This window comes from Streptomyces sp. NPDC060209, assembly GCF_042728155.1.
GTDB lineage: Bacteria > Actinomycetota > Actinomycetes > Streptomycetales > Streptomycetaceae > Streptomyces.
Map to the genome: position 1 here is coordinate 1 of NZ_JBHWZS010000057.1, position 25,657 is coordinate 25,657.

20 protein-coding genes and 1 pseudogene are annotated in these 25,657 nt (G+C 71.5%); 6 read left to right on the forward strand and 15 right to left on the reverse strand.

Annotated elements, in window-relative coordinates:
- Positions 1–9 precede the first annotated feature (9 nt).
- The 5 genes from ACFWFI_RS14075 to ACFWFI_RS14095 form a co-directional block, all read right to left on the reverse strand.
- On the reverse strand, positions 10–1,203 hold the full coding sequence (locus tag ACFWFI_RS14075) for a wHTH domain-containing protein (RefSeq protein WP_387389079.1): 1,194 nt from the start codon (positions 1,201–1,203) through the stop codon (positions 10–12).
- A gap of 55 nt (positions 1,204–1,258) precedes the next feature.
- The gene (locus ACFWFI_RS14080; protein WP_387389081.1) at positions 1,259–2,221 is read right to left on the reverse strand and encodes an STM4015 family protein; all 963 of its coding nucleotides are present in this window, start codon (positions 2,219–2,221) and stop codon (positions 1,259–1,261) included.
- 109 nt (positions 2,222–2,330) lie between these two features.
- A complete protein-coding gene (locus tag ACFWFI_RS14085; protein WP_387389147.1) occupies positions 2,331–3,929 on the reverse strand; it encodes a vWA domain-containing protein in 1,599 nt (532 codons plus the stop codon).
- 126 nt (positions 3,930–4,055) lie between these two features.
- Positions 4,056–4,946, reverse strand: coding sequence for an ABC transporter permease (locus tag ACFWFI_RS14090; protein WP_387389084.1), 891 nt, complete (start codon positions 4,944–4,946; stop codon positions 4,056–4,058).
- On the reverse strand, positions 4,943–7,669 hold the full coding sequence (locus tag ACFWFI_RS14095) for an alpha/beta fold hydrolase (protein ID WP_387389087.1): 2,727 nt from the start codon (positions 7,667–7,669) through the stop codon (positions 4,943–4,945). Before ACFWFI_RS14095 ends, ACFWFI_RS14090 begins: the two co-directional genes overlap by 4 nt.
- 138 nt (positions 7,670–7,807) lie before the next feature.
- Here ACFWFI_RS14095 and ACFWFI_RS14100 point away from each other — a divergent pair, with 138 nt between their 5' ends.
- Complete coding sequence (locus ACFWFI_RS14100; RefSeq protein WP_387389150.1) at positions 7,808–8,227, forward strand: GNAT family N-acetyltransferase; 420 nt, start codon at positions 7,808–7,810, stop codon at positions 8,225–8,227.
- 51 nt (positions 8,228–8,278) lie between these two features.
- On the opposite strand, the pseudogene ACFWFI_RS14105 reads toward ACFWFI_RS14100, so the two are convergent.
- The 8 genes and pseudogenes from ACFWFI_RS14105 to iolC form a co-directional block, all read right to left on the reverse strand.
- Positions 8,279–8,413: pseudogene (locus ACFWFI_RS14105) on the reverse strand (SDR family oxidoreductase); the annotation flags it as partial.
- Positions 8,414–8,506: 93 nt separating this feature from the next.
- Complete coding sequence (locus ACFWFI_RS14110; RefSeq protein ID WP_387389090.1) at positions 8,507–9,103, reverse strand: DUF4291 domain-containing protein; 597 nt, start codon at positions 9,101–9,103, stop codon at positions 8,507–8,509.
- 69 nt (positions 9,104–9,172) lie between these two features.
- Positions 9,173–10,213, reverse strand: a complete 1,041-nt coding sequence (locus ACFWFI_RS14115) for a phosphotransferase family protein (protein WP_387389092.1) — start codon at positions 10,211–10,213, stop codon at positions 9,173–9,175.
- Positions 10,214–10,286: 73 nt separating this feature from the next.
- The gene (locus ACFWFI_RS14120) at positions 10,287–11,786 is read right to left on the reverse strand and encodes a CoA-acylating methylmalonate-semialdehyde dehydrogenase (RefSeq protein WP_387389095.1); all 1,500 of its coding nucleotides are present in this window, start codon (positions 11,784–11,786) and stop codon (positions 10,287–10,289) included.
- Positions 11,787–11,799: 13 nt separating this feature from the next.
- Positions 11,800–13,713, reverse strand: a complete 1,914-nt coding sequence (gene iolD / locus ACFWFI_RS14125; protein WP_387389098.1) for a 3D-(3,5/4)-trihydroxycyclohexane-1,2-dione acylhydrolase (decyclizing) — start codon at positions 13,711–13,713, stop codon at positions 11,800–11,802.
- Entirely contained in the window at positions 13,710–14,597 is an 888-nt protein-coding gene (gene iolB / locus ACFWFI_RS14130) for a 5-deoxy-glucuronate isomerase (RefSeq protein WP_387389100.1), read from the reverse strand. Before iolB ends, iolD begins: the two co-directional genes overlap by 4 nt.
- Positions 14,598–14,690: 93 nt before the next feature.
- Positions 14,691–15,581: a Cgl0159 family (beta/alpha)8-fold protein gene (locus ACFWFI_RS14135; protein WP_387389102.1), complete on the reverse strand. Its 891-nt coding sequence runs from the start codon at positions 15,579–15,581 to the stop codon at positions 14,691–14,693.
- Positions 15,578–16,597, reverse strand: coding sequence for a 5-dehydro-2-deoxygluconokinase (gene iolC / locus ACFWFI_RS14140; protein WP_387389105.1), 1,020 nt, complete (start codon positions 16,595–16,597; stop codon positions 15,578–15,580). Before iolC ends, ACFWFI_RS14135 begins: the two co-directional genes overlap by 4 nt.
- Positions 16,598–16,765: 168 nt before the next feature.
- Here iolC and ACFWFI_RS14145 point away from each other — a divergent pair, with 168 nt between their 5' ends.
- Entirely contained in the window at positions 16,766–17,692 is a 927-nt protein-coding gene (locus tag ACFWFI_RS14145; RefSeq protein ID WP_387389108.1) for a sugar phosphate isomerase/epimerase family protein, read from the forward strand.
- A 157-nt stretch (positions 17,693–17,849) separates the two neighbouring features.
- Positions 17,850–18,041, forward strand: a complete 192-nt coding sequence (locus tag ACFWFI_RS14150) for a helix-turn-helix transcriptional regulator (protein WP_387389110.1) — start codon at positions 17,850–17,852, stop codon at positions 18,039–18,041.
- A gap of 41 nt (positions 18,042–18,082) precedes the next feature.
- On the opposite strand, the gene ACFWFI_RS14155 is transcribed toward ACFWFI_RS14150, so the two are convergent.
- Together ACFWFI_RS14155 and ACFWFI_RS14160 are read right to left on the reverse strand one after the other, a co-directional pair.
- Positions 18,083–19,135 (reverse strand): zinc-dependent alcohol dehydrogenase family protein, encoded by a 1,053-nt coding sequence (locus ACFWFI_RS14155; protein WP_387389111.1) that lies wholly within the window; start codon positions 19,133–19,135, stop codon positions 18,083–18,085.
- 53 nt (positions 19,136–19,188) lie between these two features.
- On the reverse strand, positions 19,189–21,435 hold the full coding sequence (locus ACFWFI_RS14160) for an MMPL family transporter (RefSeq protein WP_387389114.1): 2,247 nt from the start codon (positions 21,433–21,435) through the stop codon (positions 19,189–19,191).
- Positions 21,436–21,593: 158 nt separating this feature from the next.
- On the opposite strand from ACFWFI_RS14160, the gene ACFWFI_RS14165 reads away from it, so the two are divergent.
- The 3 genes from ACFWFI_RS14165 (at position 21,594) to ACFWFI_RS14175 (ending at position 25,314) form a co-directional block, all read left to right on the forward strand.
- Positions 21,594–22,328, forward strand: coding sequence for a TetR family transcriptional regulator (locus ACFWFI_RS14165; protein WP_387389116.1), 735 nt, complete (start codon positions 21,594–21,596; stop codon positions 22,326–22,328).
- Positions 22,329–22,425: 97 nt separating this feature from the next.
- Positions 22,426–22,731, forward strand: coding sequence for a heavy-metal-associated domain-containing protein (locus ACFWFI_RS14170; RefSeq protein ID WP_387389118.1), 306 nt, complete (start codon positions 22,426–22,428; stop codon positions 22,729–22,731).
- 171 nt (positions 22,732–22,902) lie between these two features.
- Positions 22,903–25,314, forward strand: a complete 2,412-nt coding sequence (locus tag ACFWFI_RS14175; RefSeq protein ID WP_387389120.1) for a heavy metal translocating P-type ATPase — start codon at positions 22,903–22,905, stop codon at positions 25,312–25,314.
- Positions 25,315–25,657: the final 343 nt, after the last annotated feature.

Genomic DNA, 25,657 nt, shown 5'->3' on the forward strand with positions numbered 1-25,657 from the left:
GGACGTCTTTCATGACGCGGCGAGAACACCCCGTGTCTCCGGGTACTCCACCTCGTCGGGGAGCGTGTAGCCGAGGGCCGTCAGCCGCGCAGCGACGTCCGCGGGGCTCCGGCCCGTCAGTCCGGCGCTGCGCAGGACGTGCTCCAGGTGGACACCGTCCAGGTACGAGCGGTCGACGGTCTCCAGCAGCCGGATGTCCGCCTCGTCGGCGGCCTCCGGCAGCTTCGCGTTCTCGTGCAGCCAGTGCCCCAGCTCGGTGAGCCTCGCGGTGATCCCTGCGGGGCTCCGCCCGGTGGCGAGGGCGGCGCGCAGGATGTGCCGCAGCTGGAGTCCGACGACGGTGTTCTTCACCAACCAGGGCTGACAGCCGTCGAGTTCCTCGCTGAGGATGACGAGGTCACCGTCCTCCGGGGCGTCGGGCACCGATCCGTCCGGTCTCCCGACGCCCAGCACCTTCAGCCGGGCGACGATGTCCGCGGGGCTGCGTCCCGTCTCTCGCGCGACGGCGAGAACGTGCCCGACGGGTGCCGAGGAGTAGCGGCCGGGGTAGTGGGCGCGGTACGTGGTGGCGAACGTGAGGATCCGCTCGTCGTCGCGTTGGGGGGTGTACGGCAGCCGGAGGCCGAGCGCGGCCAGCCGCGCGGCGGCGGTGAGCGGGCTGCAGTCCAGGTACGCGGCCACTTCGAGCACATGCGCGGCGGACACCTCGTCGCCCCAGCCGAGCCAGCCGCCCTGTCCCCCGCGGGCTGTGCGGAGCAGCATGACGTCGCGGGGATTCGGCGTCCCGGGCAGCGGACCGCTGCCACCGAGCCGGTAGCCGAGTGCGGTCAGCCGGGCTGCGACATCGGCGGGTGAGCGCTTGGCGTGCCCCGCCGTCTCGACGATCTCGTGCAGGGAGACGGGCTCACCGACATCGATCCATTGCCGCCGATACTTGTCGGGCCCCTCCCGCTTCACCAGTGCGGCGTCCTCGATGCCGACGGAGCCGGGCCAGGGGGACCCGGAGTGCTGGACATCGGCGTACCCCAGGGTGGCCAGCCGTGACACGACGGCGACGGGGGGCCGCCCCGACACGGCGGCGGCGTACAGCACGTGGGCGTACGGCACCTGCCCGGCGGGGTCCAGCCAGGGGTGCCGGCCGTTCAGGTAACGGCTGACGAGCAGGAGGTCGTCCAGGTCCTGGAACTCGGGGGCACGGGTCATTGTGCGGGCCTTTCGACGGCGGCGGAACGGGACGGCAGGAGAGCTGCGAGGACGGTCATTCCGCGACCGCGATGTACCGGTAGTTCTCCTCGTCCTCGTCGTCGTCGTCGTCCTCGTCCTCCCTGCCCGTGAGGTTCACTCGCACCCCCTGCGACTCCAGCTCCGTCCAGATCCGCAGCATCATGTCCCGGCTGAGGAAGTGGTGCGAGAGGTCGAGCTCCCGCAGGTGGGCGAGGGACTGCCCCTCCAGGAGTGCTTCCGCGCCCTCGTCACCCAGCGTGCCCATCGACAGGCTCAGCGAGCTGAGCCGGCGTACGACCGGGGCGGAGGCCAGGGCCGCGGCCAGCTCGTCCTGGATCGGACTGTTCTGCAGCCCCAGGTGTCGCAGCGCGGGCTTGCCGACGCCGGCGAGCAGCGGGGCCAGGTCCTCGACCGTGGTGCCACCGCCGTAGTCCTCGTCGCCCAGCCACAGCTCCAGACACTCCAGCGACGGCAGCTCGGCGGCGGCGATCTGAGCCGCCGCCGCAGGGGGCAGGCCGCCGGATTCGACGCGCAGCACCCGCAGCCCTTCGTGGCCCGTCAGGGGGAACTCCAGGCCCTCCCCGCCGCGCATGGCCAGCTCCCGCAGCCCGGGGAAGGCCTCAAGAAGCTCTGTGAGGTCCGTCAGCCCGATCGTGGAGATCATCGCCTCCTCGTCCTCCAGATCGCCGAGGAACATCGCTTCGAGCCCGCCCAACCGAGCGCGTAAGGCGAGCAGTTCGGTCATACTGCTCCCGCCGTCGCCGTCGAACCAGGGGCTGCCGAAGACCAGGGCGCGTATCTTCCCCAGGTCGACCGACGCGGTGAACCGCGTCCAGTACGACTCGGAGTCCTCGTCGGTCGAGTACGGACCGCAGTGGAGGCGCCAGGCCACGGCGCCCGCGTCGGGCAGATCCGTGGGGTCCGCGTACGGCGGGAAGGTGAAGACAGGCAGTCCGTGGAACTGCTCCACATGCTCGACATGGTGGACATAGGACAAGTCGGCGCTCCTGACGGTCCGTTCGATGGCTGTGCGATGTGTTCTATCAGCCGCCACCGACAGGGAAGGCCCGGCAGGGACGTTCCCCTGCCGGGCCCGGACGGCCGTGTCAGCCGAGTTCGCCCTCACCCTGGTCACCCGGCGGTTCGTCACCACCGCCGTTCTTGATCCGGTCGGCCTGCTCGATCGCCGTCGCGAGCTTCTCCACCGAACTGTCCTCGGTGGAGGAGGCCAGCTTCCGCGCACGCGTGGCGAGTTCGCCGAGTGCGGGTGTTCCCGGGAGGTCGCCGCCGCGCAGCGTGTCCGCGAAGTACGCGGCCACCGCGGTCACCTGGAGCCGTGCGCCGGCGCCGTCCCAGAGCTTTCCGCCGATCGCACCGGTCTCCACCGACCCGGTCTCCTCGTGCGCCTTGCGTGTCTTCGGGTCCAGCCAGCGCACCGTCGCCGTCGCCACGTGGCCGGAGGCACCCTTACGGAGCCGTACGGCGTAGAGCGCGGTCACCGTGTGGCCGGGGCCCACCTCGCCGCCGTCGACGCTGTCGTCCCGGAAGTCGTCGTCGGCGACCTTGCGGTTCTCGTAGCCGATCAGCTCGAACTGCTGGACCGTCTTGCGGTCGAAGGCCACCTGGGCCTTGGCGTCGCGGGCCCGGAGCTCGACGTGGGCGGGCAGCTGGTCGACGAAGACCTTCCTGGCCTGGGTCTCGTCGGCGATGTAGGTGGTGTTGCCGTCGCCCTTGTTGGTGAGGCGTTCCATCAGCTCGTCGCCGTAGTCGCTGCCGACTCCGACGCCGAACAGGGTGATGCCGTACTCCTTGCGTGCGTCCCCGATGCGTTCCAGGATCGCGTCGGCGTCGGTCTCACCGGTGTTGGCGAGCGCGTCGGAGAGCAGGACGACACGGTTGTTGGCGCCCTTGCGGTGCCCCTCGACCGCCTCCTCGTAGCCCCGCTCGACGCCGGCCGCCACATTCGTGGAGTCGGCGGGCTCCATCTCCTCGATGGCGTCCCGGACCTTGGTGCGGTTGCCCTGGAGGCGGGTCATCGGCAGCCGGGTCTCGGCCTCGTCGCTGAAGGTGACCAGGGATACGGAGTCGTCGTCACGCAGTTCGTCGGCGAGGATGCCCAGCGAGGTCTTCGCCAGGTCGAGGCGGCCCGGTTCGGACATGGATCCGGAGATGTCGACGACGAAGGTCAGTGCGGCGGGCGGGCGTTCGCCGGTGTCCGAGGCGGCCTTGGTGGCCAGCCCGACCCTTACGAGCGACCAGTCGGCGGCATCGGACCGGGCGCCGTCGACGCTCACCGCGAAGCCGTTGCCCTCCGGCCGCTCGTAGCCCTGGCGGAAGCTGTTGACGAACTCCTCCGGGCGAACCGTGTCCGCTGCCGGCAGCTGCCCGTCGCCCAGGGTGCGGCGCGCGTACCCGTAGCTGGCGGTGTCCACGTCGAGAGCGAAGGTCGACAGGTAGTCGGGCGCCACGCTCTCCCGCGCCGCACCGTCCTCCGCCTGGCTCGCCCCGTCCTCGTCCTGGCCCGGTGCGGCGGACGGAGCGGCGGGGGGCTGTTTGCCCCCTGCCGGTCCGCCGTTGCCGGCCACACCGCGTTCGGCGGAGGCGGAGTCGTTGCTCGTACCCGACCCACCGCAGCCGGTCATCAGGATCCCGCCCGCCAGGAGAAGCGCGAGCGCTCCCCGATACGTCCTTGCCCTGCGGTCCATCCGTACCCCCCACGTCGTAGACATCTGTGAATGTGACGTGTGAAGCGGCCGGGCGGAGTCGTCAGAAGCGTTGCGGAACCGTCTCGATGGCGCAACGACGGGGGGTGACGTGGCGGAACGTCAAGGTCAGGACACGATGTCCTTACGACTGAACCCGCGGAAGGCGAAAGCGAACAGGATCAGGGCATAGGTCACCGACACCGCGGCGCCCTTGATCATCCCGCCCCATTCGAGATCGGGCTGGAGTGCGTCGGCCCAGGCGAACTGCCAGTGCGCGGGCAGGAATTCGCGCCAGGTCCCGAGAGCGGTGACCGCGTCCAGGACATTGCCGACGATCGTCAGCCCGACCGCGCCGCCCACCGCGCCCAGCGGTGCGTCCGTCTTCGTCGACAGCCAGAACGCCAGCCCCGCGGTGACGAGCTGCGAGACGAAGATGAAGGCGACGACCAGCGCGAGGCGCGGCACGGTGTCCGAGGTGGCCAGCGCGCCCCCGGTGGGAAGCTTCAGCGGCCCCCAGCCGTACGCGACGGCTCCCGCGCCCAGCGCGACGAGCGGCAGCAGCAACATCGCGGCGAGGCTGAAGCCGAGCGCCACGACGAGCTTGCTCCACAGCAGCCTGGCCCGCGGCACGGGTGCCGCGAGGAGGTAGCGCAGCGAGGACCAGCTCGCCTCGGAGGCCACGGTGTCCCCGCAGAACAGTGCGACCGGCACCACCAGCAGGAAGCCGGCGGAGACGAAGAGGCAGGTCGCCGCGAAGTTCGCGGCGGACTCCGTCGCGACGTCCATGAGGTTGATCCGCGAACCGCCTCCGCCGCCGCCCCCTTCACCGCCGCCGGGGGTGCCGCCGACCGCGAAGGCGATGATCAGGATGAACGGCAGGGCTGCCAGCACCCCGCCCATGAGCAGCGTGCGGCGCCTGCGCAGCTGCCTCATCGCCTCCACACGCAGCGGCAGGGTGCGACGGGCGTGGTAGCCGGGGGCTTCGGCGAGGGCCTGGATCTCTGTTGCGGAGCTCATGCGGATCCTTGGGAGATGAGGGTGAGGAACGCGTCCTCCAGGCGGCGGTGCGGCCCGACGCCCGTCACCGGCACGTCGAGACGCACCAGGTCGGCGACCAGCTGCGCCGCGGTGGCGCCGTCGAGACGGACCAGCAGCCCGTAGCCGTCGTCCACGCGGGTGGCGGAGCCGATGCCCGGGAGCGCGGCCACCTTGTCCACGAGCGGTTCGGCCACCTCGGCGCCCGTGGTGACGAGCAGCATGTCGCCGGAGCCGGTGATCTCGGCGACCGGGCCGGCCTGGACGAGTTGCCCGCGGTCCATGACCACCAGGTGGGTGCAGGACTGCTCGACCTCGGAGAGGAGGTGGCTGGACACGATCACGGTCCGGCCCCCGGCCGCGTACCGGATCATCACGTCCCGCATCTCGCGGATCTGGGGCGGGTCGAGACCGTTGGTCGGTTCGTCGAGGATGAGCAGGTCCGGCATTCCGAGCATGGCCTGGGCGATGGCGAGACGCTGCCGCATGCCCTGGGAGTAGGTGCGCACGGCGCGGGCCAGGGCGTCGCCGAGTCCGGCGATCTCCAGGGCCTCGTCGATGTGGGCGTCCTCGGCGGGCCGCCCGGTGGCCTGCCAGTACAGCTCCAGGTTGGAGCGGCCGGACAGGTGCGGGAGGAAGCCGGCGCCTTCGACGAAGGATCCCACGCGGGACAGTACGGGCGCCCCGGGGCGGATCGCGTGCCCGAAGACCCGGATCTCACCGGCGTCGGGGGTGATGAGTCCCATCAGCATGCGCAGGGTGGTGGTCTTCCCCGCGCCGTTCGGCCCGAGGAGGCCGAGGACCTGCCCCTTCTCGACCCGGAAGCCGAGATCGCGCACCGCGTACCTGTCGGTGGACCTGGCGTACTTCTTGGACAGGCCCGTGATCTGCAGCGGTACGCCGGCCAGGGCCGGATCGGGGGCGGGGGTGGCGGTGCGCCTGCGTGCGGTGAGCAGGAGGGCGGCGGCGATGACGACCGCGGCCGCGGGGAGCCCCCACGTCCACCAGGGGAGGGTGGCCGCCGCGGTCTTCACGGCGGGTGCGGTGGGCACGGTAAGCGGCCCGTCGAGGGCGACGGTGTACGTCGCGGGCTCGGCGGGTGAGGCGTAGGCGAGGTCGGTCGCGGAGAGGACGAGACGGAGCCGGTGTCCCGCGTCGACCTCGTGGTCGATGGCGGGCAGAGTCAGTTCGACCGGCTTGCCCTGCTCGGCGGGGGTGATCCGGTAGGGGGATACGAGCTGGGAGGGCAGCACCTGCTGCTTCCCGTCCGGCGATACGTCGTAGACCTTGCCGAACAGCACCGCGTCACCCTGGTCAGCCTTCACGTTCACGGTGACGGTGGGCGATCCGGTGACGTGTACGGCGCTGTCCAGCGGGGCGGACTCGAAGCGTGCGTACTGCCCGGGGAAGTCGAGGGAGAGACCGACGCCGAGCGAGGACAGCTGGGAGAGTCCGCCCCCGATGCCGGGGACGGCGGAGATGGAGGGCGGGTTGGCCCCGGCGGGGTTGCGGAAGGTCTGCGTCAGGCCGTCGGAGGGGGCGTTCTGCCCGCCCGTGGCCCCCGCGTCCCGTCCGCCGCCGGTCGCGGGCTGCTGCCCGGCGCCGGTCAGGGTGATCTTCCGCCCGCCGCTGGCCAGCCCAGGGTATGCGGCGCTGCTCGCGCCGCGCTTCAGGGCGGCGCCGTCGGTGGAGTCGACGCCGCCGGTCCGGGTCACACGGAACCCCGGCCCGGTGTCGGCGCTCTCGTCCTTCTTCAGATACCGGTCGAACCAGTCACCGACCCGGCCCTGGATGCGATCGCCCTCGTCGTCCCCGCCGTCGTGCCCGCCCGAGATCCAGTCGACCGAGACGGGTGCGCCGTTGGCCTTGACGGCCTTGGCCATGGCGTCCGCCTGGCCGAGCGGGAAGAGGGAGTCGCTCTGGCCCTGGAGGATGAGCGCGGGCACGTCGATCCGGTCGGCCACGGCCTCGGGGGAACGTTCCGTCAGCAGTTCACGCGCGGCGGCGTCCGGCTTGCCGCTGACCGCGACCCGCTCGTACATCTCGCACAGCTGTTTCTGGAACTTCTCGCAGCCACCGCCGGTGTTGACGAAGATCCCGGCCCAGAGCTTCTTGAACACCCCGTCCGGGAAGAGCGCGTCGGCGAGGTTCCAGTAGCTGATCACCGGTGCGATGGCGTCGACCCTCTTGTCGTACCCGGCGGCGAGCAGCGACACGGCGCCGCCGTACGAAGCGCCGGTGACGCCGACGCGCGGGTCGCCCTTCGCGTCGAGCTCCACCTCGGGCCGGTCCGCCAGCCAGTCGATGAGTCCGGAGACGTCCTTGACCTCGCCGTCGGGGGCGTTGAGCGTGATCTCCCCGGTGGTCCTCCCGAATCCACGGGCGGACCAGGTCATCACGGCGTACCCGTCGGCCGCCAGCTTCTCGGCCTGGGCGCGCACATCGTTCTTGCTGCCGCCGAAGCCGTGCCCGATCAGGACGGCCGGCCTGCGCTGGTTGCCCCCGGACGTGAAGTACGAGGTGTCGACGGACACCCCGTTCATCTTCATCATCCGGTCCTGCCGGTGTACGGACGGCACACTGTCGTCGGCGGTGGCGGTCCAGGTACCGGCACCCACGAGCACGGCGAGGGCGGCGACGACCGCGGCCCACCGGCCTGGGGTGCGGGGCAGCCGGTGCCGCCACCGGGAAGTCGGTTTCTCCATGACTCGACCCTAAACGGAGCGGCCGGGGAGCCGGGGTGCCCCCGGGGGGAGGTGGGCGGCATCCCTGGGAGGTACGACCGTCCCTCCCCGTACTCCGCATGCGGTACACCGACGTCGCGAAAGGGCCCATACGTGAACATCAGGATTCACCCCGCCACCACCACCGCGGAGCTCCTCGCCGCCGAACACCTCTACGACGCCCCTCCCCGCCCCGAGTGGGCGGCCCGCTTCCTGGCGGCTGACGGCCATCTGATGCTCATCGCGTACGCGGGAGATCTCCCGGCCGGGTTCGTCTCGGGCATCGAGATGCTGCACCCGGACAAGGGCACGGAGATGTGCCTGTACGAACTCGCCGTCGACGAGCGGTACCGCCGCCGGGGCATCGGGCGTGCGCTGACGGAGGCCCTGGCCGCCGAGGCCCGGGAGCGCGGCTGCTACGACATGTGGGTGGGCGTGGAGCGCGACAACGAGGCCGCGCTCGCCACCTACCGCTCGGCGGGAGCCGCGGACGACGGGGCGTTCGCGATGCTGACCTGGGTGTTCGGAACCGATCGCTGAACAGCGGGCACGTGGCTCGTGGACCGGACCCACCCGGCCCGCGCCGTCCGGCTACCCGAGGCCACCGTCGCTCCGGAGCAACTGGCCATTGGTCCATCCGCCCTCCGCCGAGCAGAGGAACGTGACCGGATTCGCGCAGTCCTGCGGCGCCCCGAGGCCTCCCAGGGGTGTGTGGCGGGCCATGTCCGCCTTCTCAGGCTGACGACCCGACCACGGACGCGGCGATCCCGGCCGAGCGTGCCACGCCCGTGACCAGGGCCGTCGGACGGGTCCCGGCCCTCATCGGCCGGCCTGTACGGGCCGGGGAGCCCGGGAATCCGCGAGCGGGGTCTCCGCCGGGAGCAGCCGGGACGCCTCGTCCGGTTCGCCTGCCCTGACGAGCGCGTGGATCTCGTGCGCGAGCGGCGTGACATCGGTGACGGAGACCAGCCACTCGTCCGCGTAGCGCCGTGCCGCCTCGCCGCTCAGTCCGAGCTGGAGGGAGCGGTACGGCAGCGGGTTCAGGTGGAGGTCGCGTTCCGGGTCCCACTGGACGCGGGTGGGACTGCGGCGCAGGGCGCGCTGCCAGGTGGCCCGGTCGGGGTGCACTCGCCTGACGTAGTGCGAGAGTTCGGCGTTCTCCAGGGCCCAGCCGAAGCCTTCGCGGGTGATCTCGACGGCGAGCACGGTCTCCTGGCCCTCCTTCGCACCCCATCCGCAGCGGTACATCATCCACAGGAAGCTCGGCTTGATCCAGGTCATGCGGTCGCGCTTCCAGGCGGACGGGAAGCGCCCGTCACGGGCGGCGGGCAGGCCGATGGACGGCTGGTAGGCCTGGTAGACGGTGACCGTGGTGGCCGTGTGCTGCGCGCGGATCTCGTGTTGCGGTGCGGACATGGCACACAGGATGGCCGGGGCGCCGTGCTCCCTGCCACGGGTTTTCCTGCCCGGTACGGACCGGAGGCCCTACGGACGCCGCGTCGGCACCGGTCGCAGCGCCGGCCAGCGGTCGAGGACGGCGCGGCGCAGTTCCGCCGCGAGGGCGCGGAGGCTCCGCAGTCCGCCGTGGTCCGCTGTCGTTCCGGCGACCACTCCGAGCCGGTGGACGAGGCGTTGGCGGGCGGTGGCCGTGCCCCATTCCCAGTCCTCGTCGGGGACGCGGGCGAGGTGGTCGACGGTGCCTCGGCGGGCGCGCTCGACCAGGGCGTCGCCCCGGATCAGCCAGCCCGCGCAGGCGTCGGCGAGACCGGCGTCCGGGAGCGGGGTGCCGGTCTCGGCGTGCCACGCCGTGCGGTAGGCGCCCTCCGCCCGTTCCAGCAGGGGGCCTGCCGCCCTGGTGACGCACCAGCAGGTCGGGAACCCGACGCGGAGATAGGCGAGTTCCATCAGGCCGCTGCCGAGGGATGCCTGCTCGAAGTCGATGAACCTGACGCCGTCCGGGGTGTGCAGATCGTTGCCTGGGCACGGGTCGCCGTGGAGCAGGGCGGTCCCTTCCGCCCGGCCGAGGCGATCCACGAGGGCGTGGAGATCGTCCCGGACACCCGGTGCCTCGGGGACCCCGAAGGTCTCGGCCAGGGTGAGGAACGAGCTGACGTCGGCACCGGTCGGGCCCTGCCAGCGGGGCAGAGCTCCGGCGTCGGCGGTGCCGGCGGTGCTGTGCAGCCTGGCGAGGGCCGCCGCGTAGTCGACGATCCAGTCGGCTGCGGGCCGCCGGTGGTCGAGGTGTTCGAGGACGAGCACCCGCTCGGCGGGGTCGGTGCCGAGGAGCGCGGGCACGACCGGGGAGCCGGATGCCCGGCCGGCGATGCGCAGGGCGGCCACCTCGCGCTCGTACCGCTCGTCGGCCCCGGGACCTTCCACCAGCTGTTTCAGCACGGCCGGGCGCCCGGCCAGCTCGATGCGCCAGACCTGTGAGCGGGGGCTGCTCTCCAGGAGGGATGGGTGGGCGGGCGAGCCCAGCCGGCCCCTCAGTGCCTCACCGAACGGAAGCTGCGAAGCCGTCTCCATGCGGCCAGTGTTCCACTCCGGGTTTCCTGTGTCCCCCGCCTTTCCGGCGGGACGGGGGACGGGGGAAGCCGGGTCAGTGGTTGCGGGGGAAGCCGAGGTCGACGCCCGCCGGGGCGTCGGCCGGGTCGGGCCAGCGGGTGGTGACGACCTTGCCGCGGGTGTAGAAGTGCACGCCGTCGTTGCCGTAGATGTGGTGGTCGCCGAAGAGGGAGTCCTTCCAGCCACCGAAGGAGTGGTAGCCCACCGGTACCGGGATCGGGACGTTGACGCCGACCATGCCGGCCTCGACCTCCAGCTGGAAGCGGCGGGCCGCGCCGCCGTCGCGGGTGAAGATCGCGGTGCCGTTGCCGAAGGGCGAGGCGTTCATGAGGGCGACGCCGTCCTCGTACGTCTCGACGCGCAGGACGCACAGGACCGGGCCGAAGATCTCGTCGCGGTAGGCGTCGGAGTCGGTGGAGACGTTGTCCAGGAGGGACAGGCCGATCCAGTGGCCGTCCTCGAAGCCCTCGACCGTGTGCCCGGTGCCGTCGAGGACGACGTCGGCACCCTGGGCTGCGGCGCCAGTGACGTAGGAGGCGACCTTGTCGCGGTGGACCGCGGTGATCAGCGGGCCCATCTCGGACGTGGGGTCGTTGCCCGGGCCGATCTTGATCTTCTCGGCGCGCTCGCGGATCTTCGCCACCAGCTCGTCGGCGACGGAACTCACCGCGACGACCGCGGAGATGGCCATGCAGCGTTCGCCGGCGGAACCGTAGGCGGCCGAGACGGCGGCGTCGGCCGCGGCGTCCAGGTCGGCGTCGGGGAGGACCAGCATGTGGTTCTTCGCACCGCCGAGGGCCTGGACGCGCTTGCCGTTGGCGGAGGCGGTGGCGTGGATGTACCGGGCGATGGGGGTGGATCCGACGAAGGAGACGGCGGCGACGTCGGGGTGGGCGAGGAGCCCGTCCACGGCGACCTTGTCACCGTGCAGGACGTTCAGCACGCCGTCGGGCAGCCCCGCCTCCGCGGCCAGCTCGGCCAGCAGGTTGGCGGCCGAGGGGTCCTTCTCGCTGGGCTTCAGGACGAAGGTGTTCCCGCACGCGATCGCCAGCGGGAACATCCACATCGGCACCATGGCCGGGAAGTTGAACGGCGTGATGCCCGCGACGACGCCGAGCGGCTGCCGGATCGAGGAGACGTCGACCCGGCTGGAGACCTGGGTCGACAGCTCGCCCTTGAGCTGTGTGGTGATGCCGCAGGCCAGCTCGACGATCTCCAGACCACGGGCGACCTCACCCAGCGCGTCGGAGTGCACCTTGCCGTGCTCGGCGGTGATCAGCGCGGCGATCTCGTCGCGGTGGGAGTCCAGCAGGGCCCGGTAGCGGAAGAGGACGGCGGTGCGGGCGGAGAGCGAGGAGGTGCCCCAGGTCTCGTAGGCGGTCTTCGCGGCGGAGACCGCGGCGTCGACCTCCTCGGTGGAGGCGAGCGCCACCTGGGTGGTGACGGCGCCGGTCGCCGGGTCGGTGACCGGACCGTGGTTGCCCGACGTGCCCTCGACGGTCTTGCCACCGATCCAGTGGTTGACGGTCTTCATGACGGGGTCTCCTTCACAGGTGGCGGCGTCGGGCTGCGATCTGCCGGTCGTACTCTTTCCTGGCCTCGACCGCCGACGGGCGGGTCGCGGTTTCGGCTACGGGAACATCCCACCACGCCTGTGCCGGGGGAGGCCCCGACACTGTGTCTGCCGTTTCGGTCTCGACGTAGACACAAGTGGGACGGTCCGCGCCACGCGCCTCGGCCAGGGCCCGGCGCAGCTCCCCGACCGACCCGGCGCGCAGCACCCGCATGCCGAGCGAAGCCGCGTTGGCGGCGAGGTCGACGGGCAGCGGGGGCCCGGTGAACTCTCCTTCCGCGGTGCGGTGCCGGTAGGCGGTGCCGAAGCGTTCGGCGCCGACGGACTCGGAGAGGCCGCCGATGGACGCGTATCCGTGGTTCTGCAGGATGACGAGCTTGACGGGCAGCCTCTCCTGCACGGCGGTGACGATCTCGGTGGGGTTCATCAGATACGTGCCGTCGCCGACGAGGGCCCAGACCGGCCGGTCAGGCGCCGCGAGCTGGACCCCGAGGGCCGCGGGGATCTCGTATCCCATGCAGGAGTAGCCGTATTCGACGTGGTACTGGCGCGGGGAGCGGGTCCGCCACAGCTTGTGGAGGTCGCCGGGGAGGGAGCCCGCCGCGTTGATCAGTACGTCGTCCTCGGTGACCAGCTCGTCCAGCAGCCCGATGACCTGCGCCTGGGTGGGGCGGGCGTCCGGGTCCCCGATGGCGAAGGCCGCGTCGACGCGCTGCTCCCAGCGGTCCTTGGCGGCGGTGTACTCGCTCTCGTAGGCGGGGTCGACTCGGTGACCGCGTGCGCCGAGGGCCTCGCCGAGTGCTTCGATCGCGGTGCGCGCGTCCGCGACGAGAGGGAGAGCGGCGAGCTTGTGGGCGTCGAAGCCGGTGATGTTGAGGTTGAGGAAGCGGACGGCCGGGTCGGCGAAGAGCGTGCCGGAGGCGGTCGTGAAGTCGGTGTAGCGGGTGCCGATACCGATCACCAGGTCGGCCTCGCGGGCGAGCGCGTCGGCCGTGGCGGTGCCGGTGTGGCCGATGCCGCCCACATCGGCGGGGTGGTCGTGGCGCAGGGATCCCTTGCCGGCCTGGGTGGAGGCGACCGGGATGCGGGTGGAGGCGGCGAACGCGGCGAGAGCCTCCTCGGCGGCGCTGTGGTGGACGCCGCCGCCCACGACGATCAGGGGGCGGCGTGCCGAGCGCACCGCGCGGACGGCCTGTTCCAGCTCGTACGGGTCGGGGGCCGGCCTGCGTACGTTCCAGACGCGTGGCGCGAAGAAGTCCGCCGGCCAGTCGTACGCCTCGGCCTGCACGTCCTGCGGCAGCGCGAGGGTGACGGCGCCCGTGTCCGCGGGGTCGGCGAGGGTGCGCATGGCCTGCAGGGCGGCCGGGATCAGCGCCTCGGGGCGGGTGATCCGGTCGAAGTAACGGGAGACGGGGCGCAGGCAGTCGTTGACCGACACGTCGCCCGTGTGGGGCACTTCGAGCTGCTGGAGCACGGGGTCGGCGGGGCGGGTCGCGAAGGTGTCTCCGGGCAGGAGCAGCACGGGCAGATGGTTGACGGTCGCGAGCGCTGCACCGGTGACGAGGTTGGTGGCGCCGGGACCGATGGAGGTGGTGACGGCGTGGGCGGAGAGCCGGCCCGACTGGCGGGCGTATCCGACGGCGGCGTGCACCATGGCCTGTTCGCTGCGGCCCTGGAGATACGGCATCGCGGGGCCGGCTTCGACGAGTGCCTGTCCGACGCCCGCGACGTTGCCGTGGCCGAAGATGCCCCAGGTGGCGTCGATCAGGCGATGGCGCCGGCCGTCGCGCTCGGTGTACTGGCGGGCGAGGAAGGCGATCAGGGCCTGCGCGGTGGTGAGCCTGCGGGTGGGTGCGGTCGTGTCGGTGGTGCGGCGTGGTGTGGTCACCGGGCGGCCTCCGGGCCGTGGAACGGCAGTCGTGGGTCGACGGGCTGCTCGGGCCATGTGTCGCGGATCCAGCGGTGGTCCGGGTGGTCGCGGATCAGCCACTCGCGCTGATCACCCGGGCCCGCCATGACGTTCAGGTAGTACAGGGTGCGGCCGGGCGGGGCGATGGACGGGCCGTGCCAGCCGTCCGGGATGAGGACGGCGTCACCCGTGGCCACCTCGGCGAGGACGTCCGTGCCTCCGGGGCGGGACGGCGAAACCCGGTGGTAGCCGAGGCCGTCGCCCTCGACCTCGAAGTAGTAGATCTCCTCGAGCACGGACTCGGCACCGGGGTGGTGCTCGTCGTGCTTGTGCGGCGGGTAGGAGGACCAGTTGCCGCCGGGGGTGAGGACCTCGACGGCGATGAGCCGGTCGCAGTCGAACGTGTCGGCTGCGGCGAAGTTGTTCACCTGGCGCGAGCAGGCGCCGGCGCCGCGGAGCTCGACCGGTACCTCCGGCGCGGGGCCGTAGCGAGCGGGGAGTCGTCGCTCGCACTTCGCTCCTGCCAGGGCGAAGCGGCCTCCTGCGCCGGAGGCGATCTGGGCGCGGGCGTCGCGTGGGACATAGGCGAAATCGGTCACTGCGCTGAACACGTTCTTCCTGCCCAGCAGTTCAAAGATCTCACCTGCTGCCTGCACCGTACAGCCACCGGACAACGGCAGGACGATCCATTCGCTCTCCCCGGTTACCAGGGTGTGAACGCCACCCGGCTCGAGCTCCAGGACACGCAGACTCGACCGCTCCCACCCGGCCCGCTCCGGGTCGATGTCCAGGGCGTAGGGGCCCCGTGCGGCACGGCCGGCCCCGAGGTGGTGGCTCTGCTGATCGTGGGGCGTTGTCGTCATGGCTCCATCCCTACCCGTCGTCCCGTTCGTTCACGGAGGTACAGCGGCTCCGTCGTCGTCCCCTTCGTTCACGGAGGTACGGCGGCTGTGCGTTCACAGAAGTCCTACGGCCGTGTCGACCGCCGCCGCCACGTCGCCGTCGGCGGGGTAGAGCAGCGAACGCCCGACCACCAGTCCCTGGACGGTCGGCAACCGCAGCGCGCCGCGCCACTTCTCGTAGGCCGTGTCCGGATCTCCCGTGACCTCGCCGCCGAGCAGGACCGCGGGGAGGGTCGAGGCCCGCATCACCCGGTCCATGTCGTCGGGATCGTCGGTGACGGGGACCTTGAGCCAGGTGTACGCGGACGTCCCGCCCAGGCCGGAGGCGATGGCGATGGAGGTGGTGACGGCTGTGGCGCCCAGGTCGGTGCGGAGCCCGTCGCCGGTGCGGTGGCAGAGGAACGGCTCGATGAAGACCGGAAGCCGGAGGGCGGCCATCTCGTCCACCGTGCGCGCGGCTGTGTGCAGGGTGTCCAGCGAGCCCGGGTCGTCGTGGTCGATCCTCAGCAGGAGTTTGCCCGCGTCGTAGCCGTGGCGGGAGATGTCGGCGGGGCGGTGACCGGTGAAGCGGTCGTCGAGCTCGAAGGCGGCTCCCGCGAGCCCCCCGCGATTCATGGAGCCCAGGACGACCCTGCCCTCCAGCGCGCCGAGGAGCAGCAGGTCCTCCAGGACATCAGCGCCCGCGAGCACCCCGTCGACGCCGGGACGGGCAAGGGCGAGGCACAGGCGTTCCAGCAGGTCGAAGCGGTCGGCCATGGCCAGGTCGTCGTCACCGACGGCGAGGGCGCCGCGGGCCGGGTGATCAGCCGCGATGATCATCAGGCGTCCGGTGGGGCCGACGAGGGGGCGCCTGCGGCGGCCGGCGGCGGCCTCGGCGACGGCCTCGGGTCGCTGGGCGCGGAGCCGGACGAGATCGGTGACGCCGGTCGCGGCGGGCGGGGTCACGGGGTGGATTCCGTGGCCGCGCCCACCACACCGTCGGCAAGGGCCTGTTCGACCTCGTGCGGGAACGGCATCGCGGACGAACAGGCGAGTCGGGAGGCGACGATGGCCCCGGCCGCGTTGGCGTAGCGCATGACGTGTTCCGTGTCCCAGCCGGCGAGCAGACCGTGGCAGAGGGCGCCGCCGAAGGCGTCCCCGGCGCCCAGCCCGTTGACGACGTCGACGGGGAGGGGCGGGATCTCGGCGGTGGTGCCGTCGCGGTGGACGGCGAGGACGCCGCCCGGCCCCTGTTTGACGACGGCGAGTTCGGGCCCGGCGGCGAGCAGGGCTCGGGCGGCCGCGTGAGGTTCGCGCTCTCCCGTGGCGATCTCGCACTCGTCGAGATTGCCGACGGCGACCGTGGTGTGGGCGAGCGCCTCTCGGTAGTGGGCGCGGGCGGCTTCGTCGTTGCCGCCCCTTTCCTCTCCCCAGAACATGGGACGCCAGTCGAGGTCGAAGACGGTGACACGCGGTGGGCCGGGCGAAGCCGGTGACGGGGCCGCGCCGCGGGCCCGTAGTGCGGTGAGGGTCGCGGTGCGGCTGGGTTCGGCGCACAGCCCGGTGCCGGTCATCCAGAAGACCCGGGCGTCCCGCACCGCGTCCAGGTCGAGCTCCCCGCTGCGGATCTCCAGATCGGGCGCCTTGGGCTGCCGGTAGAAGTAGAGCGGGAAGTGGTCCGGCGGGAAGATCTCGCAGAAGGTGACCGGGGTCGGATATTCCGGCACGGCACTCACCCACCGGTCGTCCACCCCGAACTCCCCCAGCGCCTGGTGGAGGTAGTCGCCGAAGGCGTCCCGGCCGGTCCGTGTGATCACAGCCGTACGCCGTCCGAGCCGGGAGGCGGCCACCGCCACGTTGGACGGCGAGCCGCCGAGGAACTTCCCGAAGGTCTCGACCCGGGCCAGCGGTACACCGGTCTGCAGCGGGTAGATGTCCACCCCGATCCGCCCCATGGTGATCACGTCGTACGGCTCAGGCATACGCATCCCTTCGACCCGGTGCTCCGGCCCGGTACATCGTTCCGGGAGTCGGCCACGGCCGGACGGCCGATCCCAGGTCTAGCCCTCGCCCGGAACCCTGTCAACACTTTGTCCGGACATTCGGACGAACTCTTGACACTCCATCTCAAGGACTGGAGGGTGGGCGATATGACCTCCTCCGTACCCCCTTCGGCCCGCATCCGCATCGGCTCGGCACCCGATTCGTGGGGGGTGTGGTTCCCCGACGATCCGAAACAGGTGCCCTGGGAGCGATTCCTCGACGAGGTCTCCGAGGCCGGCTACGAGTGGATCGAGCTCGGCCCCTACGGCTATCTGCCGACCGATCCCGCCCGGCTCGCGGACGAGACCGCCCGCCGGAATCTCGCCGTCTCCGCGGGCACCGTCTTCACCGGATTGCACCACGGTCCGGCCGTCTGGGACCGGACCTGGGAGCATGTCGCGGGCATCGCGGCACTCACCCGGGCGATGGGCGCCGGGCATCTCGTGGTCATCCCTTCCTTCTGGCGGGACGACAAGACGGGTGAGGTGCTGGAGGACCGCACCCTCACCGCCGGGCAGTGGCGTGACCTCACCACCCAGACGGAACGCCTGGCCCGCGAGGTGGGGGACCGCTACGGGCTGCGGATCGTGGTGCACCCGCATGCCGATACGCACATCGACAGCGAGGAGAACGTCAACCGTTTCCTCGACGCCACCGACCCCGATCTGGTCTCCCTCTGTCTCGACACCGGCCACTACGCGTACTGCGGCGGGGACAGTGTGAAGCTCATCAGGACCTACGGCGAACGGATCGGCTATCTACACCTGAAGCAGGTCGACCCGGTGGTGCTCGCCGATGTCGTGGCGAACGAGGTGCCGTTCGGTCCGGCGGTGGCGCGCGGCGTGATGTGCGAGCCGCCGGGCGGAGTGCCCGCACTGGAGCCGGTGCTGGACGCCGCGCGCGCCCTGGGGACCGACCTGTTCGCCATCGTCGAGCAGGACATGTATCCCTGCCCACCCGACAAGCCCCTGCCCATCGCACGCCGCACCCGCGAGTTCCTCCGCATCTGCGGGCCCGCCCGGCCGTCCTCCTGAGTCGCCCGTCCCCCTCCCACCACAGCAGTCACTTCTCTGTCACGTATGTCCGCGTTCCGCTGAGCCTGTGTCACGGGCTCGCGACGTCCCCTGCCCGGCCCGGGGGCCTCTCGTTCACCGGAACAGAGGCGCACGGACGTACAGAGAGGTGTCATTCATGACGGACAGAACGCTCTGGTCGTACAAGGACATTGCGGCACACATCCAGGTCCAGCCGGACACGGTCCGTTCGTACCGCAAGCACGGGCTCCTTCCACCTCCTGACGATGTCCGGAACGGGAAGCCCTACTGGTACGTGGACACCGTCTTCGCGTGGATCGCGTCCCGGCCCAGCAACCGGGGCCGTTGAGCCCGGACGGCTCCGAACGCTCAGGCCCCCTCGGCCCGTTCTCAGGCCCCCTTCGCCGGTTCGATGATCGTGACGCCCGCTCCGGGTGCGGTGCCCATCGCGGCGAGGGCCGCCGGGGCGGCGTCCAGCGTGATGGTGGAGGTCACCAGGAGATCCGGCCGCAGGGTGCCGGCCCGGACCATGTCCATCATCGGCGGGTAGTCGTGGGCGGCCATGCCGTGGCTGCCGAGGATCTCCAGCTCCAGGCCGATCACCCGCGCCATGGGGACGACGGGGTCACCGGCCGCCGACGGCAGCAGGCCGACCTGGACATGACGGCCCTGCCTGCGCAGGCTCCGCACCGAGGCGGCGCAGGTGACCGGGGAGCCCAGCGCGTCGAGCGACAGATGCGCACCGCCACCGGTCAGTTCGCGTACCGCCTCGTCCGCACCGGCAGGGTGCGCGGAGGCGTCCACGCACGCGGACGCGCCGAACGCCCGCGCCAGCTCCAGGGCCCGCTGCGAGACATCGACCGCGACGACCCTGGCTCCGCATGCCACCGCGATCATCACGGCCGACAGCCCGACTCCGCCGCAGCCGTGCACGGCGACCCACTCCCCCGGCGCCACCCGTCCCTGTCCGACCACGGCCCGGAACGCCGTGGCGAACCGGCATCCGAGTCCCGCCGCCGTGGCGGGCGAGAGCCCTTCGGGCACCGCGACCAGATTGACGTCGGCCTGCTCCAGCGCCACGTACTCGGCGAAGGATCCCCAGTGGGTGAAGCCCGGCTGGGTCTGCCGCTCGCAGACCTGCTGAGCGCCGGCCGCACAGGCGGAACACCGGCCGCAGGCGCACACGAAGGGCACGGTGGCCCGGTCGCCGACGCGCCAGTTGAGCACACGGGGTCCCACCCCCTCCACCACCCCGGCGAGTTCGTGACCGGGCACATGCGGGAGGTCGATGTCCGGGTCGTGGCCCATCCAGCCGTGCCAGTCGCTCCGGCAGAGCCCTGTGGCCTCGACCCGGACCACGACGCCCTCCGCCGAGGGGGTGGGATCCGGAAGGTCCCGGACCCTGGCCTCCTGCCCGAACTCCTCGAACACAACTGCCCGCATCGGCCCGCCTCCCGTGGTCCGGCTACCGCCGTCCGGCTCTTGATCCGGCGAATCTACGCCCCGGCCGTGACCTTGTCCCGCTCCTGCCCGCCTGCTCCGGACAGCTCCTCGGTGCCCCGGTCCCCGGTCGGGGCCGGCTCCCCCTCGCTCAGCCCGAACCGCTGGTGGAAGGCGCGCAGCGGCGCGGGGGCCCACCAGGTGACCCGGCCCATCAGCTTCATGACGGCCGGCACCAGCAGGCTGCGCACCACCATGGCGTCCATCAGCACGGCCAGCGCGATCCCGAGCCCGAGCATCTTCGTGTTGGTCACGCGCGAGGTGCCGATGGCGACCATCACCACTGCCAGGATGACGGCGGCCGCGGTGATCAGTCCGCCGGTGTGGCGGAGCCCGAACGTCACCGAATGCTCGTGGTCGCCGGTCCGGTCGTACTCCTCCTTGATCCGGGAGAGCAGGAACACGCCGTAGTCCATGGAGAGGCCGAAGGCTACGCAGAACATCAGCACCGGCAGGGTCGTCTCTATGTCGCCCGTGCTGGTGAAGGAGAGGATCCCGGACAGGTTTCCGTCCTGGAAGACCCAGACCACCGCTCCGAACATCGCGGTCAGGCTGAGTGCGTTGAGCACGACGGCCTGGAGCGGTATCAGGACGCTGCCGGTCAGCAGGAAGACGAGCAGCAGCGTCACCACGACGATGATCCCCACCGCCCAGGGCAGCCGGTCCGCTATGGCGTCCTTGGAGTCGACCAGGACGGCCGCCGTCCCGGTCACCGAGGTGTCGAACGGAGCGGGCTCGGCTCGCAGCTCCCGGACAAGATCCTGGGCCTCCTGCCCGACCGGCTCCCCCTCCGGCAGGACGTCGTAGTACGCGGATCCGTCTCCCATGACGGGGCCGTCCACCCGCTGCACCCCGGGGAGCGCGTCCATCCGTTCCTTGAAGTCGGCGTACTGGCCGGGAGTCGCCGCGCCTTCCGCGAGCACTTCGAGTCCGCCGCCGGGGCTTCCGGGGAAGCCTTCCCGTATGTGCTCCTGGACGACACGGGACTCGGCAGCGGCCGGCAGCTGCCGGTCGTCCGCCGTGCCGAACTTCACGCCGAGGAACGGGAGCCCCAGGAGCACGAGCCCGACCGTGGTGACGACGGCGAAGACCGGAGCCCTGCGCATCACGAGCACCGAGAAGCGTGCCCACCCCCTGCCCGAGCCCTCGGCCGTGTCCGCTCCGGAGGCCGGCTTCCCGCGGCGGCGCAGCAGCCGGCGCAGGTCCAGCGCATTGACCCGTGGGCCGAGCAGCATCAGCGCGGCAGGCAGCAGGATCAGGGCAGCGGCGGCGGCCAGCAGCACCACGGCGATGCCCGCGTAGGCGAAGGAGCGCAGGAAGTACTGGGGGAAGACCATCATCGCGGCCAGCGACACCGCCACCGTCAGCGCGGAGAAGAGCACCGTGCGTCCCGCCGTGCGCAGGGTGGTGCCGATCGCCTCCCGGGTGTCCGCCCCGGCGGACAGCTCCTCCCGGAACCGGCGCACGATGAACAGGGCGTAGTCGATGGCGAGTCCGAGACCCAGCGCCGTGGTGAGGTTCTGGGCGAAGACCGAGACATCGGTGAACTCGGTGATGCCGCGCAGCACCGCGTTGGTCCCGAGGATCGCGACGATGCCGACACCGAGCGGCAGCAGGGCCGCGATCGCGCTGCCGAAGACCATGACCAGCAGCGCCAGCGTGACCGGCAGAGCGATGAGCTCGGCCCGCAGAAGGTCCTCCTGGATGATGCTCTGCATCTCGTGCCGCACGGCGACGGGCCCGCCCACGGAGACCTCCACCGGGCCGTGCGTGCCCCGGTAGGCGGGAGCTATCCGGTCCAGGATCTCGCCGGCACCCTTCTCGTCGCCTCCGATCCGGGCCGCGACGATCGCTTCGTGCCCGTCGGAGGAGCGCAGGGCGGGGGACTTCGTCTGCCAGTACGAGCCGACGCCCGTGATGCCCGGCTCGGCCGACAGCCGGTCGGTGAGCCGGGCGGCCTCGGCGGCCACCGCCGCATCGTCGACCGAGGCACCACCGCTGTCGACGAGCAGGAGCAGGTTGGGCTGCGATTCAGGGAACTCGCGCTCCAGCACCTGGGTCGTGTAGGTCGACTCGGCGTCAGGTGCCTCCCAGCCGCCGCTGCCCATCCGGTCGGCCACTCCGCTGCCCGCGAACACGGCGAGCGCCGTGATCACCAGGGCTGCCAGCAGAGCGAGCCGTGGTCGCGCGGTGACGAAGCGGGTCCAGCCCCCGACGCGCTCCGAACTGTTGACTTCGGACATGGTGCGGTGTCCCCTTCACCGGGACCCGGGCAGCACAGGGCGGCACGGGTCGGCCATTGCCACGTACACTGAAAAACACGAGTGCTCGCTCGTGTTTCTTCAGAATGCGAGTGACCACTCGTGTTTGTCAACCGCGTCTCGAGAGCTGGGGATCGACCGTGTCGGAGGCCAGAGAAGCCGCCACGCCCGCGCAGAGCGGCAAGGGCGCAGAGGACAGCCCGGACACCGGAGCCGGATCGGGCGGCGCGACCAGCAGGCCGCGCCGCCGCCAGGCGCGCGGGGAGGCCCGCATCGCCCAGCTGCTCGAAGCCGCCGCCGACGTCTTCTGCGCCAGCGGGTACAACGGCGCCAGCACCAACGCCATCGCGCGCGAGGCGGGCGTCTCGCCCGGCACGCTCTACCAGTTCTTCCCCAACAAGGAAGCCATCGCCATCGAACTCGGCGAACAGCTCATGCACCGCTGGCGGGAGACGTACGGCGCAGCGTTCGTCGTCAGCCACATCGAACTGCCGCTCGACCGGATGCTGAACGCGATCCTCGACCCGCTGATCGCCTTCAACTGCGAGAACCCGGCCTTCGCCGTACTCACCCACGGCTCCGAGATTCCGGGCGTGATCACCCGGGAACACGACGCCCTGCACGCCGCCATGCTCGCCAGGACCGAACAGCTGCTCAGCGCCTACCTGCCGGAGCTCCCGGCGGACCAGGCCACCCGCACCGCCGCGATGTCCTTCGTCCTCTTCAAGGCCGGCCTGGATCTGGTCATGGCGCACGAGGGAGACGAACGGGAGGCGTACACCGAGGAGTTGAAGACCGTGATGTACCGCTACCTGGAACCTCTGGTGTGCGACACGCCCAACGGGGTGACAGCAAGGAACATTGATACCCCCTAGGGGTATAGTTGACGGTGCGGGCATGCCCACCGGGCTTTCCGGTGCGCCCTCGCGCCACATCCGTCACACCCAATGTGCCTGCGAAGAGGAGAACGTCATGACCACCGAGACCGACACGCCCCGGACCGCCGGCTCCTGCTGCTCGTCCACCGGTTCCTGCAACGACGGGGCCGCTGACGTCCAGGTGGGCGGCGTCACCGCGGTGTACGAGGTGAAGGGCATGACCTGCGGCCACTGCGAAGCAGCGGTCTCCGAGGAGGTCTCCGGGATCGAGGGAGTGACCTCGGTGAAGGCGGAGGCCGCCACCGGCCGGGTGACCGTCGACTCCGCGGCGCCCCTGACCGACGACGCCGTACGCGCAGCCGTCGACGAGGCCGGCTACGAGCTCGTGGGTCGCGTCTGAAACCGGCCACGCCCGGCACCGAGCACCCGCACCACAGCCGGCACGCACCACCGCCGGGCGAGACATGCACCACCCGCACGACCCGCGCCTTCCGTCGGGCCGGTTCCGTCACCGGGGAAGCAGATACTGGTGGGGAAACGGCCCGACTGCTCGACCCAGGAGTCCGCACACATGGCCAGCACCACGGCAGCCGCGGCCCCGGCGGCGGAAACCTCCGATGCGGAGCTCACGATCGGCGGGATGACCTGCGCCTCGTGCGCGGCCCGCGTCGAGAAGAAGCTCAACCGGATGGACGGGGTGACCGCCACCGTCAACTACGCGACCGAGAAGGCCCGCGTCTCCTACGGCGCCGGCACCACGCTCGACGATCTCGTCGCCACCGTCGAGAAGACCGGTTACACGGCTCAGCCCGTCGTCCGCCCCGCTCCCGCGCCACACTCCCGGGCGCCCGAGGGCGATGCCCCACCCCGCGCCACACCGGTGGACCAGGACGGCGAAGGCGACGCCGCCGAGCGCAGGACCGACTCCCTCCGCCACACCGCCGACCGTACGGCCGACGATCCTCACGACGCGGCCGAGCGCAGGGCCGACGAAGCCCTCGCCGCGCTCCGGCAGCGCCTCCAGATCTCGGCGGCGCTCGCCTTGCCGGTCGTCCTCATGGCCATGGTCCCCGCCCTCCAGTTCGACAACTGGCAGTGGCTCTCCCTCACCCTCGCGGCCCCCGTCGTCATCTGGGGCGGACTGCCCTTCCACCGCGCCGCCTGGGCGAACCTGCGGCACGGCGCCGCGACGATGGACACCCTGGTGTCGATCGGCACGCTCGCGGCCTTCTGCTGGTCGGTGTGGGCTCTGTTCCTCGGCTCCGCGGGCATGCCGGAGATGCGGCACGGGTTCGATGTCACCGCCTCCGGGTCCGACCCCGCCTCCACGATCTACCTGGAGGTCGCGGCCGGAGTCGTCGGCTTCATCCTGCTGGGCCGCTACCTGGAGGCACGGTCCAAGCGGAAGGCCGGCTCCGCCCTGCGCGCGCTGCTCCACCTCGGCGCGAAGGACGTCACGGTCCTCCGCGCGGAAGCGGGACCGGGGCGCGAGATCACGGAGGTCCGCATCCCCGTCGGCCGGCTTCTCGTCGGCGACCACTTCGTCGTGCGCCCCGGCGAGAAGATCGCCACGGACGGCACCGTCGTCGAGGGATCCTCGGCCGTCGACGCCTCCATGCTCACCGGGGAGTCCCTTCCGGTGGACACCACCCCGGGCGACCCCGTCACCGGCGCCACCCTGAACGTGTCCGGGCGGCTGGTCGTCAAGGCCACCCGTGTCGGCGCCGACACCCAGCTGGCCCGGATGTCCCGGCTCGTCGAGGACGCGCAGAGCGGCAAGGCCGCCGCGCAGCGCCTGGCGGACCGTATCTCCGCGGTCTTCGTGCCCGTGGTGCTGCTGATCTCCCTGGGGACGCTGGTCGCCCAGCTGCTCGCCACCGACGACATCACTGCCTCGTTCACCGCCGCCGTCGCCGTGCTGATCATCGCCTGCCCCTGCGCCCTGGGCCTCGCCACGCCCACGGCTCTCATGGCCGGCACCGGGCGCGGCGCGCAGCTCGGCATCCTCATCAAGGGCCCCGAAGTCCTGGAGACCGCCAGGCGAATCGACACGGTCGTACTCGACAAGACCGGCACGGTCACCACCGGCCGCATGACTCTCGGACACGTCCACACCGCGCCCGGCACGGCCGAGGCCGAGCTGCTGCGTCTCGCGGGAGCCCTCGAACACGCCTCCGGGCATCCGGTGGCCCGCGCGGTGGCCGCCGGAGCGGCCGCCCGCACGGGCATGGCGCTCCCCGCACCGGGGGACTTCACCGACGTCCCCGGCCTCGGGGTGCGCGGCACCGTCGAGGGGCACGACGTACTGGCCGGCCGGCCACGGCTCCTCGCCGACGCCGGGATCACCCTCCCGCCCTCTCTGGCCGAGGCCCTGGCCCATGCGGCGGGCCAGGGGCGCACGACCGTCGCGGTGGCCTGGGACGGGGCGGCCAGGGGCGTGCTGGAGGTGGCCGACGCGGTGAAGGACGGCAGCGCGGAGGCCGTCGCGGAGCTCCGCGCACTGGGCCTCGACCCGATTCTGCTGACCGGTGACAACCAGGCCGCGGCGGACTCCGTGGCCCGTGCGGTCGGAATCGACACGGTTCACGCGGAGGTGCTGCCGGAGGAGAAGGCCGAGGTCGTGCGGCGCCTGCAGGCCGAGGGCCGGTCCGTCGCGATGGTCGGTGACGGCGTCAACGACGCGGCCGCGCTCGCCGTGGCCGATCTGGGCCTGTCGATGGGGACCGGCACCGACGCGGCGATCGAGGCGGGCGACCTCACGCTGGTTCGTGGAGATCTCAAGGTGGCCCCTGCCGCCATCCGCCTGTCGAGGCGTACTCTGTGGACCATCAGAAGCAACCTCTTCTGGGCGTTCGGCTACAACGTGGCCGCACTGCCTCTTGCTGCGTTCGGGCTGCTCAGCCCCATGATCGCGGGGGCGGCAATGGCGTTCTCGTCGGTCTTCGTCGTGATGAACAGCCTGAGGTTGCGCTCCTTCACATAATTTCTACAAAGAGACTTAGATCACACCGATTTGAGGGTAACCATCTGATGGGTTGGTGAGTCTAAGAGTGCGATGCCAAGGATGTCTTGGGGGACGTCCGATGGAGTGTCTTGGGGGACGCTCCTGGCAAGTGTTGGCCGGGGCACGTGCACCGGGGAGCTTTGAGCGGCCCTCCCGTCCGTACGTACCCCGGCAGCCGCACAGCAGGACCGAACTGAATACGCACCACAGGAAAACAACGGGAGTTCAGGCTCCCTTCAGACGCCCGGCCGGATCCCGTGGGGGGAATCCGCTCCGGGATATGGGAAACGCCCTGTCCGTCGACCCGTGGGGGGATCGGCGG